This window comes from Magnetospirillum sp. (assembly GCA_027532905.1).
GTDB lineage: Bacteria > Pseudomonadota > Alphaproteobacteria > CACIAM-22H2 > CACIAM-22H2 > Tagaea.
The window spans coordinates 120,009-137,323 of sequence record JAPZUA010000006.1 but is presented as its reverse complement, the minus strand read 5'-3'; the positions used below and the strand labels follow the sequence as shown (position 1 = coordinate 137,323).

Here is a 17,315-nt window from a genome sequence, read left to right as displayed (position 1 = left end):
TCCGTCGTCATGCGAGTCTCAGGCAGCGGCGACGGAAAGAGGAGCCGCTTGCAGCCCCCGCCCTTCCCGCCTTCCGCCCCCCGGTCTTCCGCGCCGCGCCCGCTCGCCCCCCGCATGGCCCCCGTGCCGTTCGGGCCGGCCGCAATCCAGCCGGTCGCGGCCGCGAGCGACGGGCGGCGGACCTTCGGCTTTCTGGTGACGAGCGAAGCCGGGCGCACACGCCCCGCGATCGTCGGCATTGCGGGGGCCTTCCGCGAATCCTCGCTGCTGTTCCCGACCGTGCTTGCCCTGTGCGCCGAGTTCGACGTGCTGCTCGTCGATATGCCCGGCATGAACGGCACGAGCCCGGCCGTGTCGGCAAGCATCGAAGGCTTTGCCCGGCATGTCGTCGATCTCGTCGGTACCGAACTTGGCGGTCGCGACATAATGCTGCTCGGCGAATCCTATGGCGGCCCGGTCGCACTCGAAGCGGCGGCGATGCTGGGCACGGCTGCGGTGCGCGGCATCGCCCTCGTCGATCCGCCTTTGACCTATGCGGCCCAGCTGCGCGTACGCGCCTACATGCAAGCAGCCGGCTTGCCGCGCACGCCGTTCCTCGATTCCTACATCGACGGCAGCGGCATCGTGCGCGACGCCGATCCGGCTGCGTATCTCGACCGCCTGCGCGCGGCCGGCGCTTCCGCAAGCGTGCTGATCCTCGCGGGCGGGCGCTTCGACGACAATACGCTGGGCGCTCCCGCGGCATTGGTGTCGCCCGCCGACGAAGCCGAGATCGCGGCGTGCGCGCTCGGCGACCTGTTTTTCCTGCGTCTGCCGCAGGCGGGCCATCTCGTGCTGCAAGAAGCGCCCAATGCCGCGCACGAGGCGTTGCGCGATTTTTTCCGCGAACGCCTGGCGCCAAGCACGCCGCGCTTGGCGCCGGCGGCGGCGGCCTTCGCGAACGCACCGCACGATGCAGCACTGCGCCGCGACCTGCTGACCGCCTTGCGCGCCAAACCGAAGCACAGCCGCCGCAGCCAGCGCGATACGCTGCTGGCGATCCTGACGGCGACCCCCAACGACGGCGAGCTGCTCGCCGACATTTTGCGCGCACTCTACGACCTACCCGACACACACGGCCTTGCGGCGGTCGAAGAAGCGATGCGGCGCGCGAGCGACGCGCGCGCGATGCTGTGGGCCGGCATGCATGCCGTGACCACGCTGTTCCGCATCGGCGATGCGGACGCGGCCCTTGGCCTGTTGCGTACGCTGCGGTTCGAGGGCGACATGCCGCAGAGTGTCGCGTGCCAGATCCTCGCGCACGAACTCTACGCGATGGATGCCGACGATCGCAGCGTGGCCGCAGCCAAAGAAGCGAACTTGCGCAACATCCGCAAATTGCTTGCGGCCGATCCGACGCCGTCACTGCCAGCACTCGAATCGCCCGCGATCGCGTCCGCGCGTCCACGCATCGGCCTCGTCAGCGCGTTTTTCGGCCATCGCAACTATACCAGCCTGATGCTGCCTTTCCTGCGCGAACTGGCCCAAGGCCCGCTCGACGTAGCCTTGCTGTCGCTCGCCAGCCGCAATCTCGACCATGTGCGCGCCGTCTTGCCCGACAGCATCGCCGTGCGTGAACTCGCCGTGCTGCCGCCCGACGCCGCCGACCGGCCCGACATCTGGCGCCAAGCCAATGCGGCGTTGCGCGCGCAGAATCTCGATCTGCTGGTCGATCTCGACGAATCGCTCGCACCGCATTCGCCGGCCTGCGTCGTCGAGCGGCCCGCCCGCGTACAGGCGACGTGGTTCAACATGACAGGGCCGAGCCTCGACCCGTGTTTCGATGCGGCGATCGGCCCCGACACGCTCTATCCGCACGCGCTCGACGCGACGTTCGGCCGGCGGCTCGCGCGCCTGCCGGGCGATCTCTACGTGTTCGAGCCCGAGGCGTGGGCGGCGCAAGGCATTGCATATCCGGACGCAGGGAAGCCGCCCATGCTTGCAAACGGCTATCCAACCTTCGGGTCGCTGTCGAACGTCTACAAAATCAGCGATGCGTGCATCGCCCTGTGGGCGAAGGTGCTGCGCGCTGTCCCCAACGCGCGGCTCTATCTCGGCAACGAGATGGCGGCCGAGCCGCTCGCCGTCGCAAGGCTCCGCCGCCTGTTCGCGCGGGAAGGTATTGACCAAAGCCGCATCGACATTCGCTACCATTTCGGCTGGCCGGACTATCTCGCAGGATATCGGCGCATCGACATCGTGCTCGGCACCTGCCCGGTCGCGGGCGGCACGACGATGTTCGAGGCGCTGCATCTGGGCATGCCGGTGTTGAGCCCGGTCGGCCACACGAGCCTCGGGCGCATCGGCCTGTGGCTCGAAGCCGCAACCGGGCGTGCCGGCCTCGCACACGCCAGCGACGAAAGCTTCGTCGCCGAAGCCGTGCGGCTTGCCGCTGCACCGGACGAACTCGTGCGTCTTCGCCGCGAGGAGCCTGCGCGTCTGCGTGCGAAATCGGCAATCGATGCGGCGCGCATGGCGCGCGCCTTCGAGACGATCGTGCGCGATCTGGCTGCGTAATGTGGAAGCCTGAGGCGAACCTGGCTGTATGATTTCGAGTAGCGATGCACCCCAAGGATATTGACAGACGTGCACGTATTCGTTTGGGACATCAACCATCCGCACCAGGCCGAAGCGTTCGAGGCCGTCCGCCGATCCTTCGAACATCGACCCGGCAAGGCCGAGCCCCGATCCGGCGATACGGGACCCAGCGGTCCCGTCAATATGCGCAGCTACACGCGCGACGACGGCACCAAGGTCGATGCCCATTCGCGCAGTGCACCCGCCTTGCACGGGCGCTGACGTGCCGTCGCTTGGCGCTATTTGCGCCCGACAGCGCCGCGGAAATCGGCGTCGTCGATCTGGGCGTCGCGCAGATCGGCACCCGTAAGGTCGGTGTCGATGAATTTGGCGCCCCTGAGATCGGCGTCGCGGAAATCGGCGCGCTGGAACATCGATTCCGACAGATCGGCCTCGCCCAGCTTGGCGCCGCGCAGATCGACGCGCTGCAGCTGGGCGCCGCGCATGCGCGCGGGCCAGCGCCCTGTCGCGGTCGTCGGCAGCGGCATCGGCCCCAGATCGGCGTTCGAGAGGTCCGCACCGTTCAGGATGCAGCGGTCGAGTGTGGCCCCGCGCAGATCGGCATTGGCGAGATTGGCGCCCGCAAGATTGGCGCCCGTGAGGTCCGCCATCTGGAATTTCGCCCCTGCGAGATTGGCGTCGATCAGCGTGGCGCGCTTGAAACGCGCGGCCGAAAAATTCACTGCGGGTGCGTCGAAGCCCGACAGATCGACCGCGTCGAGCACGGCCTGCACGCCCTTCTGCCCGCCGCTCTGCAGCCACAGGAAATGCCGCTCGACGATTTCGCGCACCGGCAGATCGAGCGTGTCGAGGGCGCGCGGCAGGATCGCCTTGGACACGTCGGTGCGCTCGAAATCCTTTTTGGTGAATTGGGCGGCCGTAAGATCGGCCCCCTCGAGATTGGTGTTGTGGAGCAGCGCACCCGCCAGCACGGCCCCCTGCAGCAGGCAGTGCGAAAGGTTGGCGTCGGTGAGATCGGCCCCGCTCAGCACCACACCCGACAGATCGGAATAGGAGAAATCGGCTCCTGCGAGATTGGCGTTGCGCAGAATGCAATTGGTGAGATCGGTACGCCTGCCGAAGGCGCGCGCGATTTTGGCGTCCGTCATGTTGGCGCGCGCGAACGAGGCGTCGTCAATATTCGCGACGCGCTGCGTGGCCTTCGCGAAATCAAAATCGCCGTTTTCATCGGGCACGATCAGGAAACCGTCGCGCAGATCGACCTGCGGCATCTGCGCGCCCTCGAGGTTGGCGCCGCGCAGCAAAACGCCGCGCATGTCCGCGCGCGTGAGATCGCAGCCCTTCATGTTGGCGCGCGTGAGATCGGCGCCGAAGAAATTGGCGCGCGCAAGATTGGCGCCGGCAAAATCGGCTTCCGCGACGCGCGCACCCACGAGTTCGATCTCGGCAAGCTGCTTGGCGCCGAAGCTCAGGCGCTCGAGCGTGTGGAACGGCAGGGCGAGGCGTTTGCCGTTCGACTGCTTGGACAGCATGCGGCCGTGCGCTTCGATCGCTTTGGAAAGATCGAGCTGGGAGAGTTTGGGATAGGTCTGCGGTTTGGGCGCCATCGCCCCCCATTATAAACAAAGCCGACGGGGACAACGGAAAAAGGAGGCTGGGGCGACCGACGGGGCTCGAACCCGCGACAACCAGGACCACAACCAGGTGCTCTACCAACTGAGCTACGGCCGCCACAGCAGGCCGGGTATTTACACGCCTTGCCGCCGCCCTGCAAGCGCGCGGCGTTTGCCTCCGGCAGTGCAGGCATGCTAGGTCCTGCCGCCTCGAAAAAAACACGGGAGAAGCGTCGATGGATCCGATTCTGGCCGAACGCATGGGCCGCCTTGGCACCGAGACTGCGTTCGAGGTGCTGGCGCGCGCCAAAGCGCTCGAAGCCAAGGGCAAATCGATCGTTTCCTTGAGCATCGGCCAGCCCGATTTCCGCACGCCCGAACACATCGTCGAGGCCGGCATCAAGGCGCTGCGCGACGGCCATCACGGCTACACGCCCGCCAACGGCATCCTGCCGCTGCGCGAAGCGGTCACGCGCGATCTGCATCGGCGCTTGGGTGCCACCGTCTCGCCCGAGCAGGTGCTGATCGTGCCCGGCGGCAAGGTCACGATGTTCTTTGCGATCATGATGCTGGGCGAACCGGGGGCCGAGATCATCTATCCGAACCCCGGCTTTCCGATCTACGAAAGCGTGATCAAGTTCTCGGGCGCCACGCCCGTTCCGCTGCCCTTGCTCGAAAAGAACGGCTTTGCCTTCGAAGCCGACGACATTCTCTCGCGCCTTACTGAACGCACGCGCCTTGTGATCCTCAATTCGCCCGCCAACCCGACCGGCGGAGTCACGCCCAAGGACCAGGTCGACAAGCTTGTCGCGGGCCTCGCGCGTTTCCCCAAAGTCGCGATCATGTCGGACGAAATCTACGGCCAGATGACCTACGACGGTCGCGAACACGTGTCGCTTCTGAACTATCCCGAGCTTGCCGACCGGCTGATCCTGCTCGACGGCTGGTCCAAGACCTATGCGATGACCGGCTGGCGTCTGGGCTACTCGGTGTGGCCCAAATCGATGATTGCGCACGCCGAGCGGCTGGCCATCAACAGCCATTCTTGCGTGAACGCCTCGGCCCAGTTTGCCGGCCTTGCCGCCCTCGACGGGCCGCAGGATGCGGTTGCAACCATGGTGGCCGCCTTCGCCGAACGCCGCCGCGTGATCGTGGACGAGCTCAACACGATTCCGGGTTTCCGCTGCGTCGAGCCGGGCGGGGCGTTCTACGCATTCCCGAACATCGAGGGGACCGGCTATTCGAGCCGCGCGCTCGAAACCTTGCTGCTCGAACAGGCGGGCGTTGCCGTCCTCTCCGGCACGGCCTTCGGGCAATATGGCGACGGCTATCTGCGGTTCTCCTACGCCAATTCGGTCGAGAATATCCGCCTGGCCATGCAGCGCATCCGGACCACGCTCGCAGCCCATCCGGCCGCCAAATCCGCCTGATTTTTGCGCACAATGCACAATAATGCGTCAGAAATCGGTTGTTGTGGGCCACAAAACCGGGTACGAGCCTTGGCCCGATGCGGCACGCCGGTGCGTGGTTTGTCTGGCATGGGGCGTGCTTTAATCCGCGTCGAAGCAGCCTGCGCCTGGCGCCCTTTTTGCGAAATCGAGCCATGAAAAAGATCGAAGCGATCATCAAGCCCTTCAAGCTCGACGAGGTGAAGGATGCGCTGAACGAAATCGGCATCAAGGGCATCACGGTCGTCGAGGCCAAGGGATTCGGCCGCCAGAAGGGCCATACCGAGCTTTATCGCGGGGCCGAATACGTGGTCGATTTTCTGCCCAAGGTGAAGCTCGAGGTCGTGATCGAAGACGCGCTCCTCGAGCGCGCCATCGAGGCGATCCAGCGCGCGGCCCAGACCGGCCGCATCGGCGACGGCAAGATCTTCGTTTCGGCGATCGAAGAGGCCATCCGCATTCGCACCGGCGAGCGCGGCGCCGAGGCGGTCTAGAGAACCCATTCTCCATTCAACCTGCCGGCCAGTCGTGCCGGCCAACCACAGGAAAAAGCCTATGTCGGATCCCAAGACCGTCCTCAAGAAGATCAAGGAAAACGGCTGCAAGTACGTCGATCTGCGCTTCACCGATCCGCGCGGCAAGATGCAGCACCTCGCCCATGCGGTCGAGACGATCACCGAAGAGACCTTCACCGAAGGCCTCATGTTCGACGGTTCGTCGATCGCGGGCTGGAAGGCCATCAACGAATCCGACATGACGCTGATGCTCGACCCGACCTCGGCCGTGATGGATCCGTTCGCGGCCCAGCCGTCGATGACGATCATGTGCGACATCTACGAGCCGGGCACGGGCCAGCCCTACAACCGCGATCCGCGCGGCATCGCCAAGAAGGCCGAAGCCTACGTCAAGGAAACCGGCATCGGCGACACGGCGTATTTCGGCCCCGAAATCGAATTCTTCGTGTTCGACGACGTGCGCTTCAAAGTGTCGATGAACAAGACCTCGGTCGAAATCGACTCCGAAGAAGGTCCGTACGTGACCGACAAGGTCTATCCGGACGGCAACCTTGCGCATCGTCCGCGCATCAAGGGCGGCTATTTCCCGGTTCCGCCGGTCGACCAGGGTGCGGATCTGCGCGCCGAGATGCTCACGATCATGAAGGACATGGGCCTCGACATCGAGAAGCACCACCATGAAGTGGCGCCCTCGCAGCACGAGCTCGGCGCCAAGTTCACGACGATGGTGAAGGCCGCCGACGGCTGCCAGATCTACAAGTACGTCGTCCACAACGTGGCCCAGCAGTACGGCAAGACGGCCACCTTCATGCCGAAGCCCATCAAGGGCGACAACGGTTCGGGCATGCACGTGCACCAGTCGATCTGGAAGAAGGGCAAGCCGCTCTTCGCCGGCAACGGCTACGCCGATCTTTCGGAAACGGCGCTGTTCTACATCGGCGGCATCATCAAGCACGCCAAGGCGATCAACGCGTTCACGAACGCGTCGACGAACTCGTACAAGCGCCTGATCCCGGGCTTCGAAGCGCCCGTGCTGCTCGCCTACTCGGCGCGCAACCGCTCGGCTTCGTGCCGCATTCCGTTCGGCATCGGCCCGAAGGCCAAGCGCGTCGAAGTCCGCTTCCCCGACCCGACCGCCAACCCCTATCTCGGCTTCGCCGCGATGCTGATGGCGGGCCTCGACGGGATCAAGAACAAGATCCATCCCGGCGAAGCCATGGACAAGAACCTGTACGACCTGCCGCCCAACGAACTCAAGAAGGTGCCGACGGTCTGCGGTTCGCTTCGCGAAGCACTGCAGAATCTCGACAAGGGCCGCGCCTTCCTGAAAGCCGGCGGCGTGTTCACGGACGACTTCATCGACAGCTACATCGAGCTCAAGATGGAAGAAGTCTACGCCTTCGAACACACGCCGCACCCGATCGAGTTTGAAATGTACTACTCGGTCTGATTTACCCTAACGTCGTCGCGAACGGCCCTGGAGCGATCCAGGGCCGTTTTGCATTTCTAGCAGTCCGCAAAATTTACTGGTCGGGCAGATGCGCTAATTGTAGTCTGTTTAGACAATGAGCAAATCCGCCCAGCAATTGGATTTCGAAGCCGCGATGACGGCGCACCTCGCCTACCTGATGGGCAAGCCCGGCGGCAAGCGCATGGACGAGCGCAACCACGAGTTCGGCGCCGTCGACGGACGCGGGCGCAACCTTTCGGCAGCCGTGCTGTCGGGGGCGAACCTGATCGGCGCAGTCATGCAGGATTGCGACCTGTCGATGGCCGATCTGTTCGCGGCCGATTTCAGCTTCTCCGACTTGAGCGGCAGCAACATGCGCCGGGTCGATGCGCGCGGCGGCCGCTTCGACGGCGCTCTGCTGCGCGACGCCGATCTGCGCGGTGCGGATTTCCGACCGGGCCAGACCGTGCAATGGTCCGACGGCTCGAGCAAAGGAAACGCCGAGCGTTCGGCGAGTTTCCGCGACGCCAATCTCGACAATGTCGAACTCAAGGGCGCCAATCTCGAAAAGGCGGATCTTACGGGCGCTTCGATGCGCGGCGCCAAACTCGCCGACGCCGAGATGGGCGCTTCCGTTCTGTCCAACGCCGACCTTACGGGCGCCAATCTCGAGGGAGCCAAACTCAAAGACGCGATCCTCGACGGCGCCAAGTTGCAAGGTGCCGTGCTCAACGGCTGCGATCTCCGGGGTGCCCGCATGCGCGGCGTGGTCCTCGACGGGCTCGATCTCAAGACCGCCAATCTCGAGGGGGCCAATTTCGAGCCGCCGCTGGTGCCGCCCGCCCCGCAGATCGACGTGCGCACGGTGCTGGCGCAGCACAAAACCTGGATCACGACGAGCGGCGCGCAAGGCCAGCGCGCCGTGCTCGACGACCGCGATCTGAGCGGCATGGATCTGCGCGGCCTCGATCTCAGCGCCGCCTCGCTGAACCGCGCCAATCTTGCGCGCAGCGATCTTTCGCGCGCCCTCATGCGCCTCACGAGCCTCGTACAGGCGAACCTCACCGACGCCAACCTCACGCTTGCCGACCTCGCCGGAGCCGTGCTGACCGGGGCCGTGCTGCGGCGCGCCGACCTTACGCAAGCCCGCCTCACGCCGGTCGATCTCAAAGATGCGGCCGGCAATTCCTCGGGCCGCAAATTTCCGGCCAATCTCAGCAACGCGATCCTGAGCCACGCCAAGTTCGACAAGGCGAACCTGACCGGGGCCGTGCTGCGCGGGGCCGACATCACGCGCGCGAGCTTCGTCGACGCGACGACCGAAGGCATGGACCTTACCGGCATTCGCAAGCTCAATTGAGGCCCTTGAGGTTCGAAGGCTTCCCGATCTAGTGTGGCTTTCTGAACAAGGGCGCCAGCGACAGACCGTCGCGAGGGCCCGACAGATCCTCAAGGGAGAGCCCCCCATGTTTCTTGCACGCCTTACGGCCATTGCCGCTCTGAGCGCTTTGGCCTTCCCCGTTGCCGCGCAGCAATTCACGATCACGCATCCGCTGCCCGTGAATTCGCACTACGGTGCGGGTGCGGTCGCCTTCAAGGAAGAGATCGAAAAGCGCACCAACAACCGCATCCGCTTCAACATCCAGCGCTCGGACAATGAGCGCGAGAACATCGAAGCGCTGCAGATCGGCACCGGCGACGTGACCGTGACTTCAACGGGCCCGGTCGGCAATTTCGTGCCCGAGTCGAAAATCTTCGACATCCCCTTCCTGTTCCGCGACTACGCGCATGCGCGCGGCGTGCTCGACAGCCAGGTCGGCCAGGACGTGCTGGGCCGCTTCCCGGCCGCCAATCTGGTCGGCCTTGCGTGGCTCGAAAACGGCTTCCGCAATCTCACCAACAGCCGGCGCGAAGTTTCGAAGCCCGACGACATCAAGGGCATGAAGATCCGCACGATGGAAAACCAGGTCCATATGCAGGCCTTCCGCACGCTGGGCTCGCTGCCCACACCCATGGCCTTCTCGGAACTGGTTCCCGCCCTGCAGCAGGGCACGGTCGACGGCCAGGAAAACCCGATCCCCGTGATCGTGGCCAACAACCTCAACCAGGTGCAGAAGTTCCTCTCGCTCACGCGCCACGTCTATTCGCCGGCCGTGCTGATCGTTTCGCCCGCCGTGTGGAACCGCCTCAACGACGCGGACAAAGCCGTGTTCCGCGAAGCGGCGAAGGCGGCCCAGGCCGCGAACCGTGCGCGCGTTTCGGCCGACGAGGAATCGGGCGTGGACGAACTGCGCCGCCGCGGCATGACCGTGTCGACGGGTGTCGACATGTCGGGCTTCCAGGCCGCCTTGCAGCCGGCCATGGAAGGCTGGGGCCGCGAGTTCGGCGCTGCGAACATCGAGCGCATCCGCAACTGGCGCGCGAACTAAGGCCGGAAGCTTGAAGCCGATCTCAAACGGGCTTCTGGCACTCGACCGCTACACGACCGGGGCTGCCATGGCGCTTGCCGTGGCAGCCCTTGTCGTGGCGACTTCGGCAGGCTTCTGGCAGGTGTTCAGCCGTTTCGTGCTGCACGAGCCTGCGACGTGGTCCGAAGCGCTCGTGCGCGTTTCGCTGATCTGGATGACGTTCCTCGGGCTCGCGGGCTGCTTCCGGCACGGTGCGCTCGTGTCGATCGACCTTGCCCACCGCCTTACGCGAGGGGCGGTGCGCCGCACGCTCGAGACAGTGGCGCTCGCAGCCTCGCTCGTGCTGCTCGGCGTTTTGATCTGGTACGGCTGGGCGATGGCCGAGCGCGTGGCGCGCCAGAATCTCGCCGGCCTCGACATTTCGATCGCCTGGGGCTACGCCGCGATTCCGATCGGCTCGGCCTTCAGCGTCGTGGGCGTGCTCGCCCATTATTTCGATCCCGCCCGCCGCAACGAAGAGCTGGAGAACGCCGTTTGACCTCCGCGATGATGATCGCAATGTGCGTGCTGTTCGCGGCATCGGTGCCCATCGCCGTGGCGATCGGCATTTCGGCCCTTGTGGGCCTCGAATTCCACACGCGCTTTCCGCTGCTCGTGGCCGCCCAGCAAATGTATGTGCGGCTCGACTCCTTCCCGCTCGCGGCGATTCCGTTTTTCATCCTCGCGGGCAATCTCATGGATGTGGGCGGGATCTCGCGCCGCCTCGTCGAGTTCGCCAAATCGATCGTCGGCGGCGTGCAAGGCGGGCTTGCCTGCACCTGCATCCTCACCTGCATGATCTTCGCCGCGATCTCGGGCTCGTCGGTCGCCACCACCTTCGCGATCGGCGCGATCATGATCCCGGCCCTCGTCAAACACGGCTACCCGGTGCCGTTCGCGGCCGCCTTGCAGGCCACGGCCGCCGAACTCGGCGTGATCATCCCGCCGTCGATCCCGATGATTCTCTACGGCGTCGCCACGCAAACCTCGATCCCGGAACTGTTCATCGCGGGCTTCGGTCCCGGCCTGCTGATTGGCGCGGCATTGATGGCGACCGTGCTCGTGTGGTGCCGCATCAAAGGCTGGGGCAAACACGACGGCGAAGGCCGCCTCAAATTCTGGCCCGCCACGCGCCAGGCCCTGTGGGCGCTGATGATGCCGGTCGTGATCTTGGGCGGCATCTATGGCGGCATCTTCACGCCGACGGAGGCCTCGGTCGTGGCCGTGGTCTACGCGCTGGTCGTGGGCCTGTTCGTCTACAAGGAGATCAAGCCCGCCCAACTCTACGGCGTGTTCGCGAAGTCGGTGCTGTCGTCGGCCTCGATCATGTTCATCATCGCGGTGGCGGGCCTGTTCAGCTGGCTCCTCAATCGCCAGGGCGTGCCCGACGCGATCGCCGCCTGGCTCGTCGACGCGTTCGACACCGGCAATCTCTATCTGCTCGGCGTGAACCTCTTCTTGTTCGTGGTCGGCATGTTCGTCGAAACCTCGGCCTCGATCATCGTGCTGGCCCCGATCCTTGCGGCCCCCGCCCAGCAATTCGGCATCGACCCCGTGCATTTCGGCACGATCATGGTCGTGAACCTCGCGCTCGGCATGATCACGCCGCCCTTCGGCGTGAATCTTTTCGCGGCCGCCCAAGTCGCCAAGGTCGGCATCCATCGCATGATCCCGTATCTGCTGGTCTTCATTTCGGTGATCTTCGTGTGCCTGATGCTGATCACCTATGTGCCGGCGATCTCGCTCACGCTGCGAGACCTCGTCTACAACTAGGGCCGGATGCCGCATCACACGCCGGAAACGCTGCTGGCTTTGCTCGACGCGATGGGCATTGCGACGACGACTGTGCGCCACGCCCCGGCCTTCACAGTCGCCGAGGCGCTGACCCTCGCGCACGGATCGCTGCCGCCGGGCGTGAACGTCAAAAACCTGTTCCTCAAAGACGCCAAAGACCAACTGTGGCTCGTCTCGGCCCCGTTCGAGCGGCAGATCGATTTGAAAGCCCTGCCCGCCAAGATGGGCTCGAAGCGCCTGTCCTTCGGCAATCCCACGCTGCTCATGGAAACGCTCGGCGTGATCCCCGGTGCGGTGACGCCGTTTGCACCCCTCAACGACACCGCGCGCCGCGTGCGCGTGGTGCTCGATAAGTGGATGATGGGCGAGAAGCGCCTCAACTGCCATCCGCTCGCCAACGACGCGACGACCAGCATCGCCCCCGCCGATCTGATCAAATTCCTGACTGCGCATCACCAGGTACCGACCCTCGTCGATCTGGCGAATTGAGCCACGCGGCCTCTGGCGACAAGGGGTTACAATAGGCGACCGTCGTCTATTTAAGCTATTGATAAAAAAGAATATAGCCACAATCTCCAAAGTCGCCGAAATCGGCGACATAGCCCGATCGGGCCGTTGCGATCTTCACTTTTCAAACAGCGCATGCCGCAAATGGCACTGCGTCTATAAATACATATTCCTAATAACTTTTCAAGTCTCTTGCGGTCCGCCCGGCTTGCGGAAGCGGTCGAGATGGCGTCGCAGATGCTGCAGATCGGGCAGCACCGCCTGGCAGCGCGCGGGCGGCATGGCTTGCGCCACGTCGGCGAAGCTTTTGCCGATCTCGACCACCACCGCGTCGCGCGCATCGCGCCCTTCTTGCGTGAGCCACACGCGCTTGCCGCGCGCGTCCGCCGGATCGGGCAGCACCGAGACAAGACCGCGCTCCTCGAGCCGGTGCAGCGTGTTGGTGATCGCCCCCTTAGCCAGCTGCAAGGCGCGCGCGATCGACACGGGGTTTTTGCCGTCGCCGGTGCGCGCGAGATGGTTGAGCAGGATGAAATGCGCCAAACGCAAACCGGCCGGGCGCGCCGCCTCAAAGCGGTTGCGCATCAGCTGTTCGATGATGCCGATCTCGTTCAGCAGCGCGAACAGCGGTGGGTCTTCGCGTGGCGCCTCGGGGCGGGGGAACGCGCTGGGGCCGGCCGGTTTTTCGGAGCGTTTTGTTTGTTTTCTCACGCTCTCATTATACGCGATTCGACCGGCCAACGGGGTGTCGGCGGCGACGCATTCGCACCTGCCGGCAAATAGCCGATGCGCGCCAGCATCTGGATGCGCCGCGGGCGGGCCACGCCCAACACCCGATGGATCTCGCCATAGGTCGCGTTCATCTCGGGATATTCCTGCAGCACTTGGCTAACGGGGTGCAGAACGGTGCCTTCGCCGACGGCCGCCAGCGCCAAGCGCATCCATTGGCGCCCGGCGGCAAAAGCGTCGCCCGGCGTGTCGCCGTCGCTGGTCGTCCAAACGAAGCCGGTTGTCGCCGTGGTGAGGGCCGTTCGGTAGCGGTCGATCATTACCTGGTGCGCCTGCGAGCCGGGCGTGGCGAAGGCCGGACGCGACAGCACGCCGTTCTGCACGAGCGGCTCGAGATTCGGGCCGTAGATGCTGATGCCGTCGGGATTGGCGGCGACTTCCGCCATCCCCAACCGCATCAGATTGACGCTCTCCATGTGGGCGGCTTGCGTCTCGAGCTCGACGACCCAGGCGCGCCACGAAATGTCGCGCAGCGTGGCCACGCGGGCGGGCTCGGACGTGCCGAAGAAGCCGGCCCCCGAGGCTTTGGCGATCGCCGCAAAAGAGGCCTCGGGCACGGGGCGATCGGCATCGAAAGGCCGCTTCTCGCTGCGCCGGGCAAGCACATGCGCAAACAGCGGATCGCGCGCGGCTGCACCCGTGCGCCGCGCGAAACGCGCGACCGGCCCGCCCGTGGGGGCGCCCGTTTGGCCCGCCGGGAACGGCAGCACATCCACGCCCACGCCCATTTCGGCCGCCGCAAGCACGAACAGCTCGGCAAAACAGCCGAGCCCGATCGTGATCTGCCGGCTTTTGGGGTCGGTCACCGGAAGGAGGCGATCCGGCGCGCAGCGCAGAATGGCGCTGCCGTCGTCCGCGAGCACGACTTCCCAAGGCTGGCGGTTGTGCGGGTTCGGCGCAAGAACCGCCCAGCCGAAGGCGCGCACGCGCCAATCGGCGTGCGTGGCCGCAGGTGCCGCACGCCAGGGTGCCGTCGGATCGGCCGCCTGTGCGGATGCCGCACGCAGCACGCTGAGACCGCCCAAAGTTTCGAGCACGATGAGGCCGCCGGCACCGGCGAAGAATTTGCGACGCGTCAACATGGCTGCTTCTCCTTGTTGGTTCAACGATGAACAATATCGTTTGACGTTGAACTATTGTCAAGCGGCAATCGCGCGCCCTTGCGTCGCGGCGCCGCCGAGGCCACGATGCTGGAAAGCGGCACAACGCCGCATCACAAGGGGGAACCGCGCCATGGCATCGATCTTCACCGACGCGCAAAAACGCGACTACGAACGCGACGGCTATGTGATCGTGCGCGGCCTATTCGATGCCGAGGAAGCCGCGATCCTGCGCGAGGCGATCGAAAAGGATCCGGCCCTCGCCGCGAATTTCTACGACCGCAAAGACGCCGACGGCAAAGCCACGAAGATGGCGCTGTGGAACCATCCCGGCGACAGCGTGTACGGGCTTGCCGCGCGCAGCCGCCGCGTGGTGGACACAGTCGAAGAAATGCTCGGCGGCGAGGTTTACCACTACCATTCCAAACTCACGGCCAAAGACCCCTACGAGGGCGGGGCGTGGGAATGGCACCAGGATTACGGCTATTGGTACCATAATGGCTGCCTCACGCCGGACATGGGCAGCGTGATGGTCGCACTCGACAAAGCGACCAAAGCGAACGGCTGCCTGCAAGTGCTGCGCGGCTCGCACAAGGCCGGCCGCATCGAGCACGGCGTGCTGCCGGGCGAACAGGTGGGGGCAAACGCCGAGCGCATCGAGCAGATGCTGAAGCGCTACGAGCTTGTCTATGTCGAACTCGAGCCGGGCGATGCGCTCTTCTTCCACTGCAACGTCATGCATCGCAGCGACCAAAACCGCAGCCCGGACCGCCGCTGGACGGTGCTGTTCTGCTACAACGCCGCGAGCAACAACCCGTTCATGGCCCACCACCATCCGGGCTACACGAAACTCGACAAGGTCGACGACGGGGCGATCAAAGCGGCCGGCGTGACGTTCACGACAAACAACTCGGCCGGTTTCCGCGAACGCTCCTACCGTCCGCCGGGCCTAGCGAAGGGGGCTTGAGGCCGACGCGCCTTAAAAACTCCGCTCATTCAAATCTGGGCAGAAACCTCAACTCTTTTGCAGAAAGCTCGACAGGTTTTGCAGGGATCAACTCAACACTACGCGCAGCTCGCAGTCCGAAATAAAAGCCGTAGTCAAGCATCAGTGCGATAAATCTTTCACCCGCCCTACCTGGCGTAACTCCTTCGTTCAGAATATGCACTACCCGTAAAGCAACTAATTTTTGAACGAGGTTAAACCTCAAGTTTCCATAGTCACTTCGCATAAGAAACGCATTCTTTCGATTGCGCTTAACACAAAATTCAATCACTTCCTCAAGCATCCCCCTCAACTCGAGTGTCGTCCCTCCGCTATCTACGTCGATTTCTTTGAGCTTCTCCTCTGCCATGTCGGAAGCAGCAATGTTCACACTTGTGAGAGAAACTCGTCTTTGACTTTTTGCAGATGCTTTTGAGATTGCCTTGGAAAACAGACTCATTGCGTCACGGGGCACACCCGCAGCGACGAGGACAAGTCGAGAAAGCACGTCATCTCCAGAGAGATAACTGATATCTGGCAGCCCACAAAACTGGGCGTGTGAATCCAGAATACCAACGATATGCTCTTTTGACTTTTGAGGTTGGGTCAAATTTCTATCGAGATGCAACTGAACTGCATCTCCGGGAACTTGCAATCCGGTTTGCAATTCATTATCCCAAGCTCGCGAAAACTGATCAATTCCAGATGCCTTAATGTAACAATTGTTACCTCTAGAAAACTTATAGATATAGCCTAAGACATGCGGCTGAAGCTCCTGGGCAACTACATGAAGATCATCAAGGAAGATCGTAAATGGCTTTTCTTGGGTCGCAATTCTCGAAATAACTCTTCTTATCTTTAGCATCTCCCGATCAAGACTTCGCGAGATGTCATCTCGCTCCGATCGCTCGGCAAGATCATCAAGTGATTTTGCAATGCTTGCGATCTCTTCTCCAAAATTTCGCTTATCGCTAATTCCATTCAGTATCTCCGCGCAAACCTCTGCGACAACTCCAATATCACGACCTCGCGCGAATGCTTGCATTGCAACCCAGCTAAATGGATCACCATTTCTCTTGGCAACATGCATCGCATAGGCCAAGAGACTGGACTTTCCAGCGCCTCGGCGGCCATACAAAAGATAATTGGATCGAGCAGTTACGACCTGCTCAAAGTCGGTTACTGACGCAGTATATCGATTGAAGAATTCATCGCCGAAGCTATGCTGATCAATAGTCAAACTCTCTGATATCTCCTTTGTTAACATACGCGTTTCCGGCATTTGAAGGCGATTGGCAGGCGCTATCTTTCGACGGCCGACTGATGATCGGTATCGAAAAATGTTCTGCTCCGATAGACGATCAATCGCAGCATTATGAATCCTGAAATGTCGCTCACCTGGCAATGCAAACTCAAACACAAGAAATGGGCCATCAGGACGGTTGAGGACTTTATAGTCAGGTTGTATGCCACCATATTCTTTTGAATACGCTGCTAGTACCTCTGTAAGTGCGCTTGATGTTGTTGGATCCATTTCACTAGGAGATAACACAGTCATAGAATAACTCCGCGGGAGGTCAGAAGCGTTTGACAGTCTGCGATGAATTTTTCAGCCGCCTGGAAAGCCGATGATACTGGATTAACAAGGTTCGACTCGGACGCACCGTGAGTGTAGTCCGCTAAGTTTCGATCTTCTCTTAGGCTGCGCAAAAAATTGATGTGTGCCTCGCGATTGCTTAGTTCGTTCGGAATGTCCCCCGCAGTCCCGTGATCGCTCACATCCTGAGAAAAATGGCCATTGATTTTCAACATCGTGGCCCTTCGAACATGATATACTGCATAGTAGCATCTAGATATTTTTTGTCGCCACTGAGTTGAAGGTAAGTTCTTTGCAAATTTGTAATGTTCAATGCCTAACTCAAAAAGACCAGTTACATGAACATCTAAACTCTTATGGATTTTGTCTAGTTCTGGCTGGGTCAATACGTGTTCAAGGTTTTTGATCATCGAGTTTACATTTTTCGATGCCAGCAAAATGTTCGGCGGCGTCAGGCGATTTGACATAAATTTATTCCTGAATAATCGATGTT

At 62.7% G+C, this 17,315-nt stretch carries 16 protein-coding genes and 1 tRNA gene; 11 read left to right on the top strand and 6 right to left on the bottom strand.

The window, feature by feature from the left end:
* The first annotated feature begins 114 nt into the window (after window positions 1-114).
* The gene (locus O9320_19315) at window positions 115-2,556 is read left to right on the top strand and encodes an alpha/beta fold hydrolase (GenBank protein ID MCZ8313003.1); all 2,442 of its coding nucleotides are present in this window, start codon (window positions 115-117) and stop codon (window positions 2,554-2,556) included.
* A gap of 69 nt (window positions 2,557-2,625) precedes the next feature.
* Complete coding sequence (locus tag O9320_19310; protein ID MCZ8313002.1) at window positions 2,626-2,838, top strand: hypothetical protein; 213 nt, start codon at window positions 2,626-2,628, stop codon at window positions 2,836-2,838.
* Between the two features lie 17 nt (window positions 2,839-2,855).
* On the opposite strand, the gene O9320_19305 is transcribed toward O9320_19310, so the two are convergent.
* Both O9320_19305 and O9320_19300 read right to left on the bottom strand, forming a co-directional pair.
* Window positions 2,856-4,184 carry a pentapeptide repeat-containing protein gene (locus O9320_19305; GenBank protein ID MCZ8313001.1) on the bottom strand — a complete coding sequence of 443 codons (1,329 nt, stop codon included), beginning with the start codon at window positions 4,182-4,184 and terminating at the stop codon, window positions 2,856-2,858.
* Window positions 4,185-4,232: 48 nt separating this feature from the next.
* Window positions 4,233-4,308: transfer RNA gene (locus tag O9320_19300), tRNA-His, on the bottom strand.
* A 118-nt stretch (window positions 4,309-4,426) separates the two neighbouring features.
* Here O9320_19300 and O9320_19295 point away from each other — a divergent pair.
* The 8 genes from O9320_19295 (at window position 4,427) to O9320_19260 (ending at window position 12,333) form a co-directional block, all read left to right on the top strand.
* Window positions 4,427-5,620 (top strand): pyridoxal phosphate-dependent aminotransferase, encoded by a 1,194-nt coding sequence (locus O9320_19295; protein ID MCZ8313000.1) that lies wholly within the window; start codon window positions 4,427-4,429, stop codon window positions 5,618-5,620.
* A gap of 173 nt (window positions 5,621-5,793) precedes the next feature.
* A complete protein-coding gene (locus O9320_19290; protein ID MCZ8312999.1) occupies window positions 5,794-6,132 on the top strand; it encodes a P-II family nitrogen regulator in 339 nt (112 codons plus the stop codon).
* 61 nt (window positions 6,133-6,193) lie between these two features.
* Window positions 6,194-7,603, top strand: a complete 1,410-nt coding sequence (glnA, locus tag O9320_19285) for a type I glutamate--ammonia ligase (protein ID MCZ8312998.1) — start codon at window positions 6,194-6,196, stop codon at window positions 7,601-7,603.
* A 115-nt stretch (window positions 7,604-7,718) separates the two neighbouring features.
* Window positions 7,719-8,963, top strand: coding sequence for a pentapeptide repeat-containing protein (locus O9320_19280; protein MCZ8312997.1), 1,245 nt, complete (start codon window positions 7,719-7,721; stop codon window positions 8,961-8,963).
* Between the two features lie 106 nt (window positions 8,964-9,069).
* Window positions 9,070-10,032: a TRAP transporter substrate-binding protein gene (locus tag O9320_19275; GenBank protein ID MCZ8312996.1), complete on the top strand. Its 963-nt coding sequence runs from the start codon at window positions 9,070-9,072 to the stop codon at window positions 10,030-10,032.
* A 10-nt stretch (window positions 10,033-10,042) separates the two neighbouring features.
* Window positions 10,043-10,549, top strand: a complete 507-nt coding sequence (locus O9320_19270; protein MCZ8312995.1) for a TRAP transporter small permease — start codon at window positions 10,043-10,045, stop codon at window positions 10,547-10,549.
* Entirely contained in the window at window positions 10,546-11,823 is a 1,278-nt protein-coding gene (locus O9320_19265) for a TRAP transporter large permease (GenBank protein MCZ8312994.1), read from the top strand. Before O9320_19270 ends, O9320_19265 begins: the two co-directional genes overlap by 4 nt.
* Before the next feature lie 6 nt (window positions 11,824-11,829).
* On the top strand, window positions 11,830-12,333 hold the full coding sequence (locus tag O9320_19260; protein MCZ8312993.1) for a prolyl-tRNA synthetase associated domain-containing protein: 504 nt from the start codon (window positions 11,830-11,832) through the stop codon (window positions 12,331-12,333).
* A 201-nt stretch (window positions 12,334-12,534) separates the two neighbouring features.
* Here the strand turns inward: O9320_19260 and O9320_19255 are convergent, their stop codons facing one another.
* Together O9320_19255 and O9320_19250 are read right to left on the bottom strand one after the other, a co-directional pair.
* Window positions 12,535-13,062 (bottom strand): MarR family transcriptional regulator, encoded by a 528-nt coding sequence (locus O9320_19255; GenBank protein MCZ8312992.1) that lies wholly within the window; start codon window positions 13,060-13,062, stop codon window positions 12,535-12,537.
* Complete coding sequence (locus tag O9320_19250; GenBank protein MCZ8312991.1) at window positions 13,059-14,222, bottom strand: hypothetical protein; 1,164 nt, start codon at window positions 14,220-14,222, stop codon at window positions 13,059-13,061. The genes O9320_19255 and O9320_19250 overlap by 4 nt, the downstream gene beginning before the upstream one ends.
* 151 nt (window positions 14,223-14,373) lie before the next feature.
* Here O9320_19250 and O9320_19245 point away from each other — a divergent pair, with 151 nt between their 5' ends.
* On the top strand, window positions 14,374-15,207 hold the full coding sequence (locus tag O9320_19245) for a phytanoyl-CoA dioxygenase family protein (GenBank protein ID MCZ8312990.1): 834 nt from the start codon (window positions 14,374-14,376) through the stop codon (window positions 15,205-15,207).
* Window positions 15,208-15,232: 25 nt separating this feature from the next.
* Here the strand turns inward: O9320_19245 and O9320_19240 are convergent, their stop codons facing one another.
* Both O9320_19240 and O9320_19235 read right to left on the bottom strand, forming a co-directional pair.
* Window positions 15,233-16,783: an ATP-binding protein gene (locus O9320_19240; protein ID MCZ8312989.1), complete on the bottom strand. Its 1,551-nt coding sequence runs from the start codon at window positions 16,781-16,783 to the stop codon at window positions 15,233-15,235.
* Entirely contained in the window at window positions 16,780-17,289 is a 510-nt protein-coding gene (locus O9320_19235) for a hypothetical protein (protein MCZ8312988.1), read from the bottom strand. The genes O9320_19240 and O9320_19235 overlap by 4 nt, the downstream gene beginning before the upstream one ends.
* Window positions 17,290-17,315 lie beyond the last annotated feature (26 nt).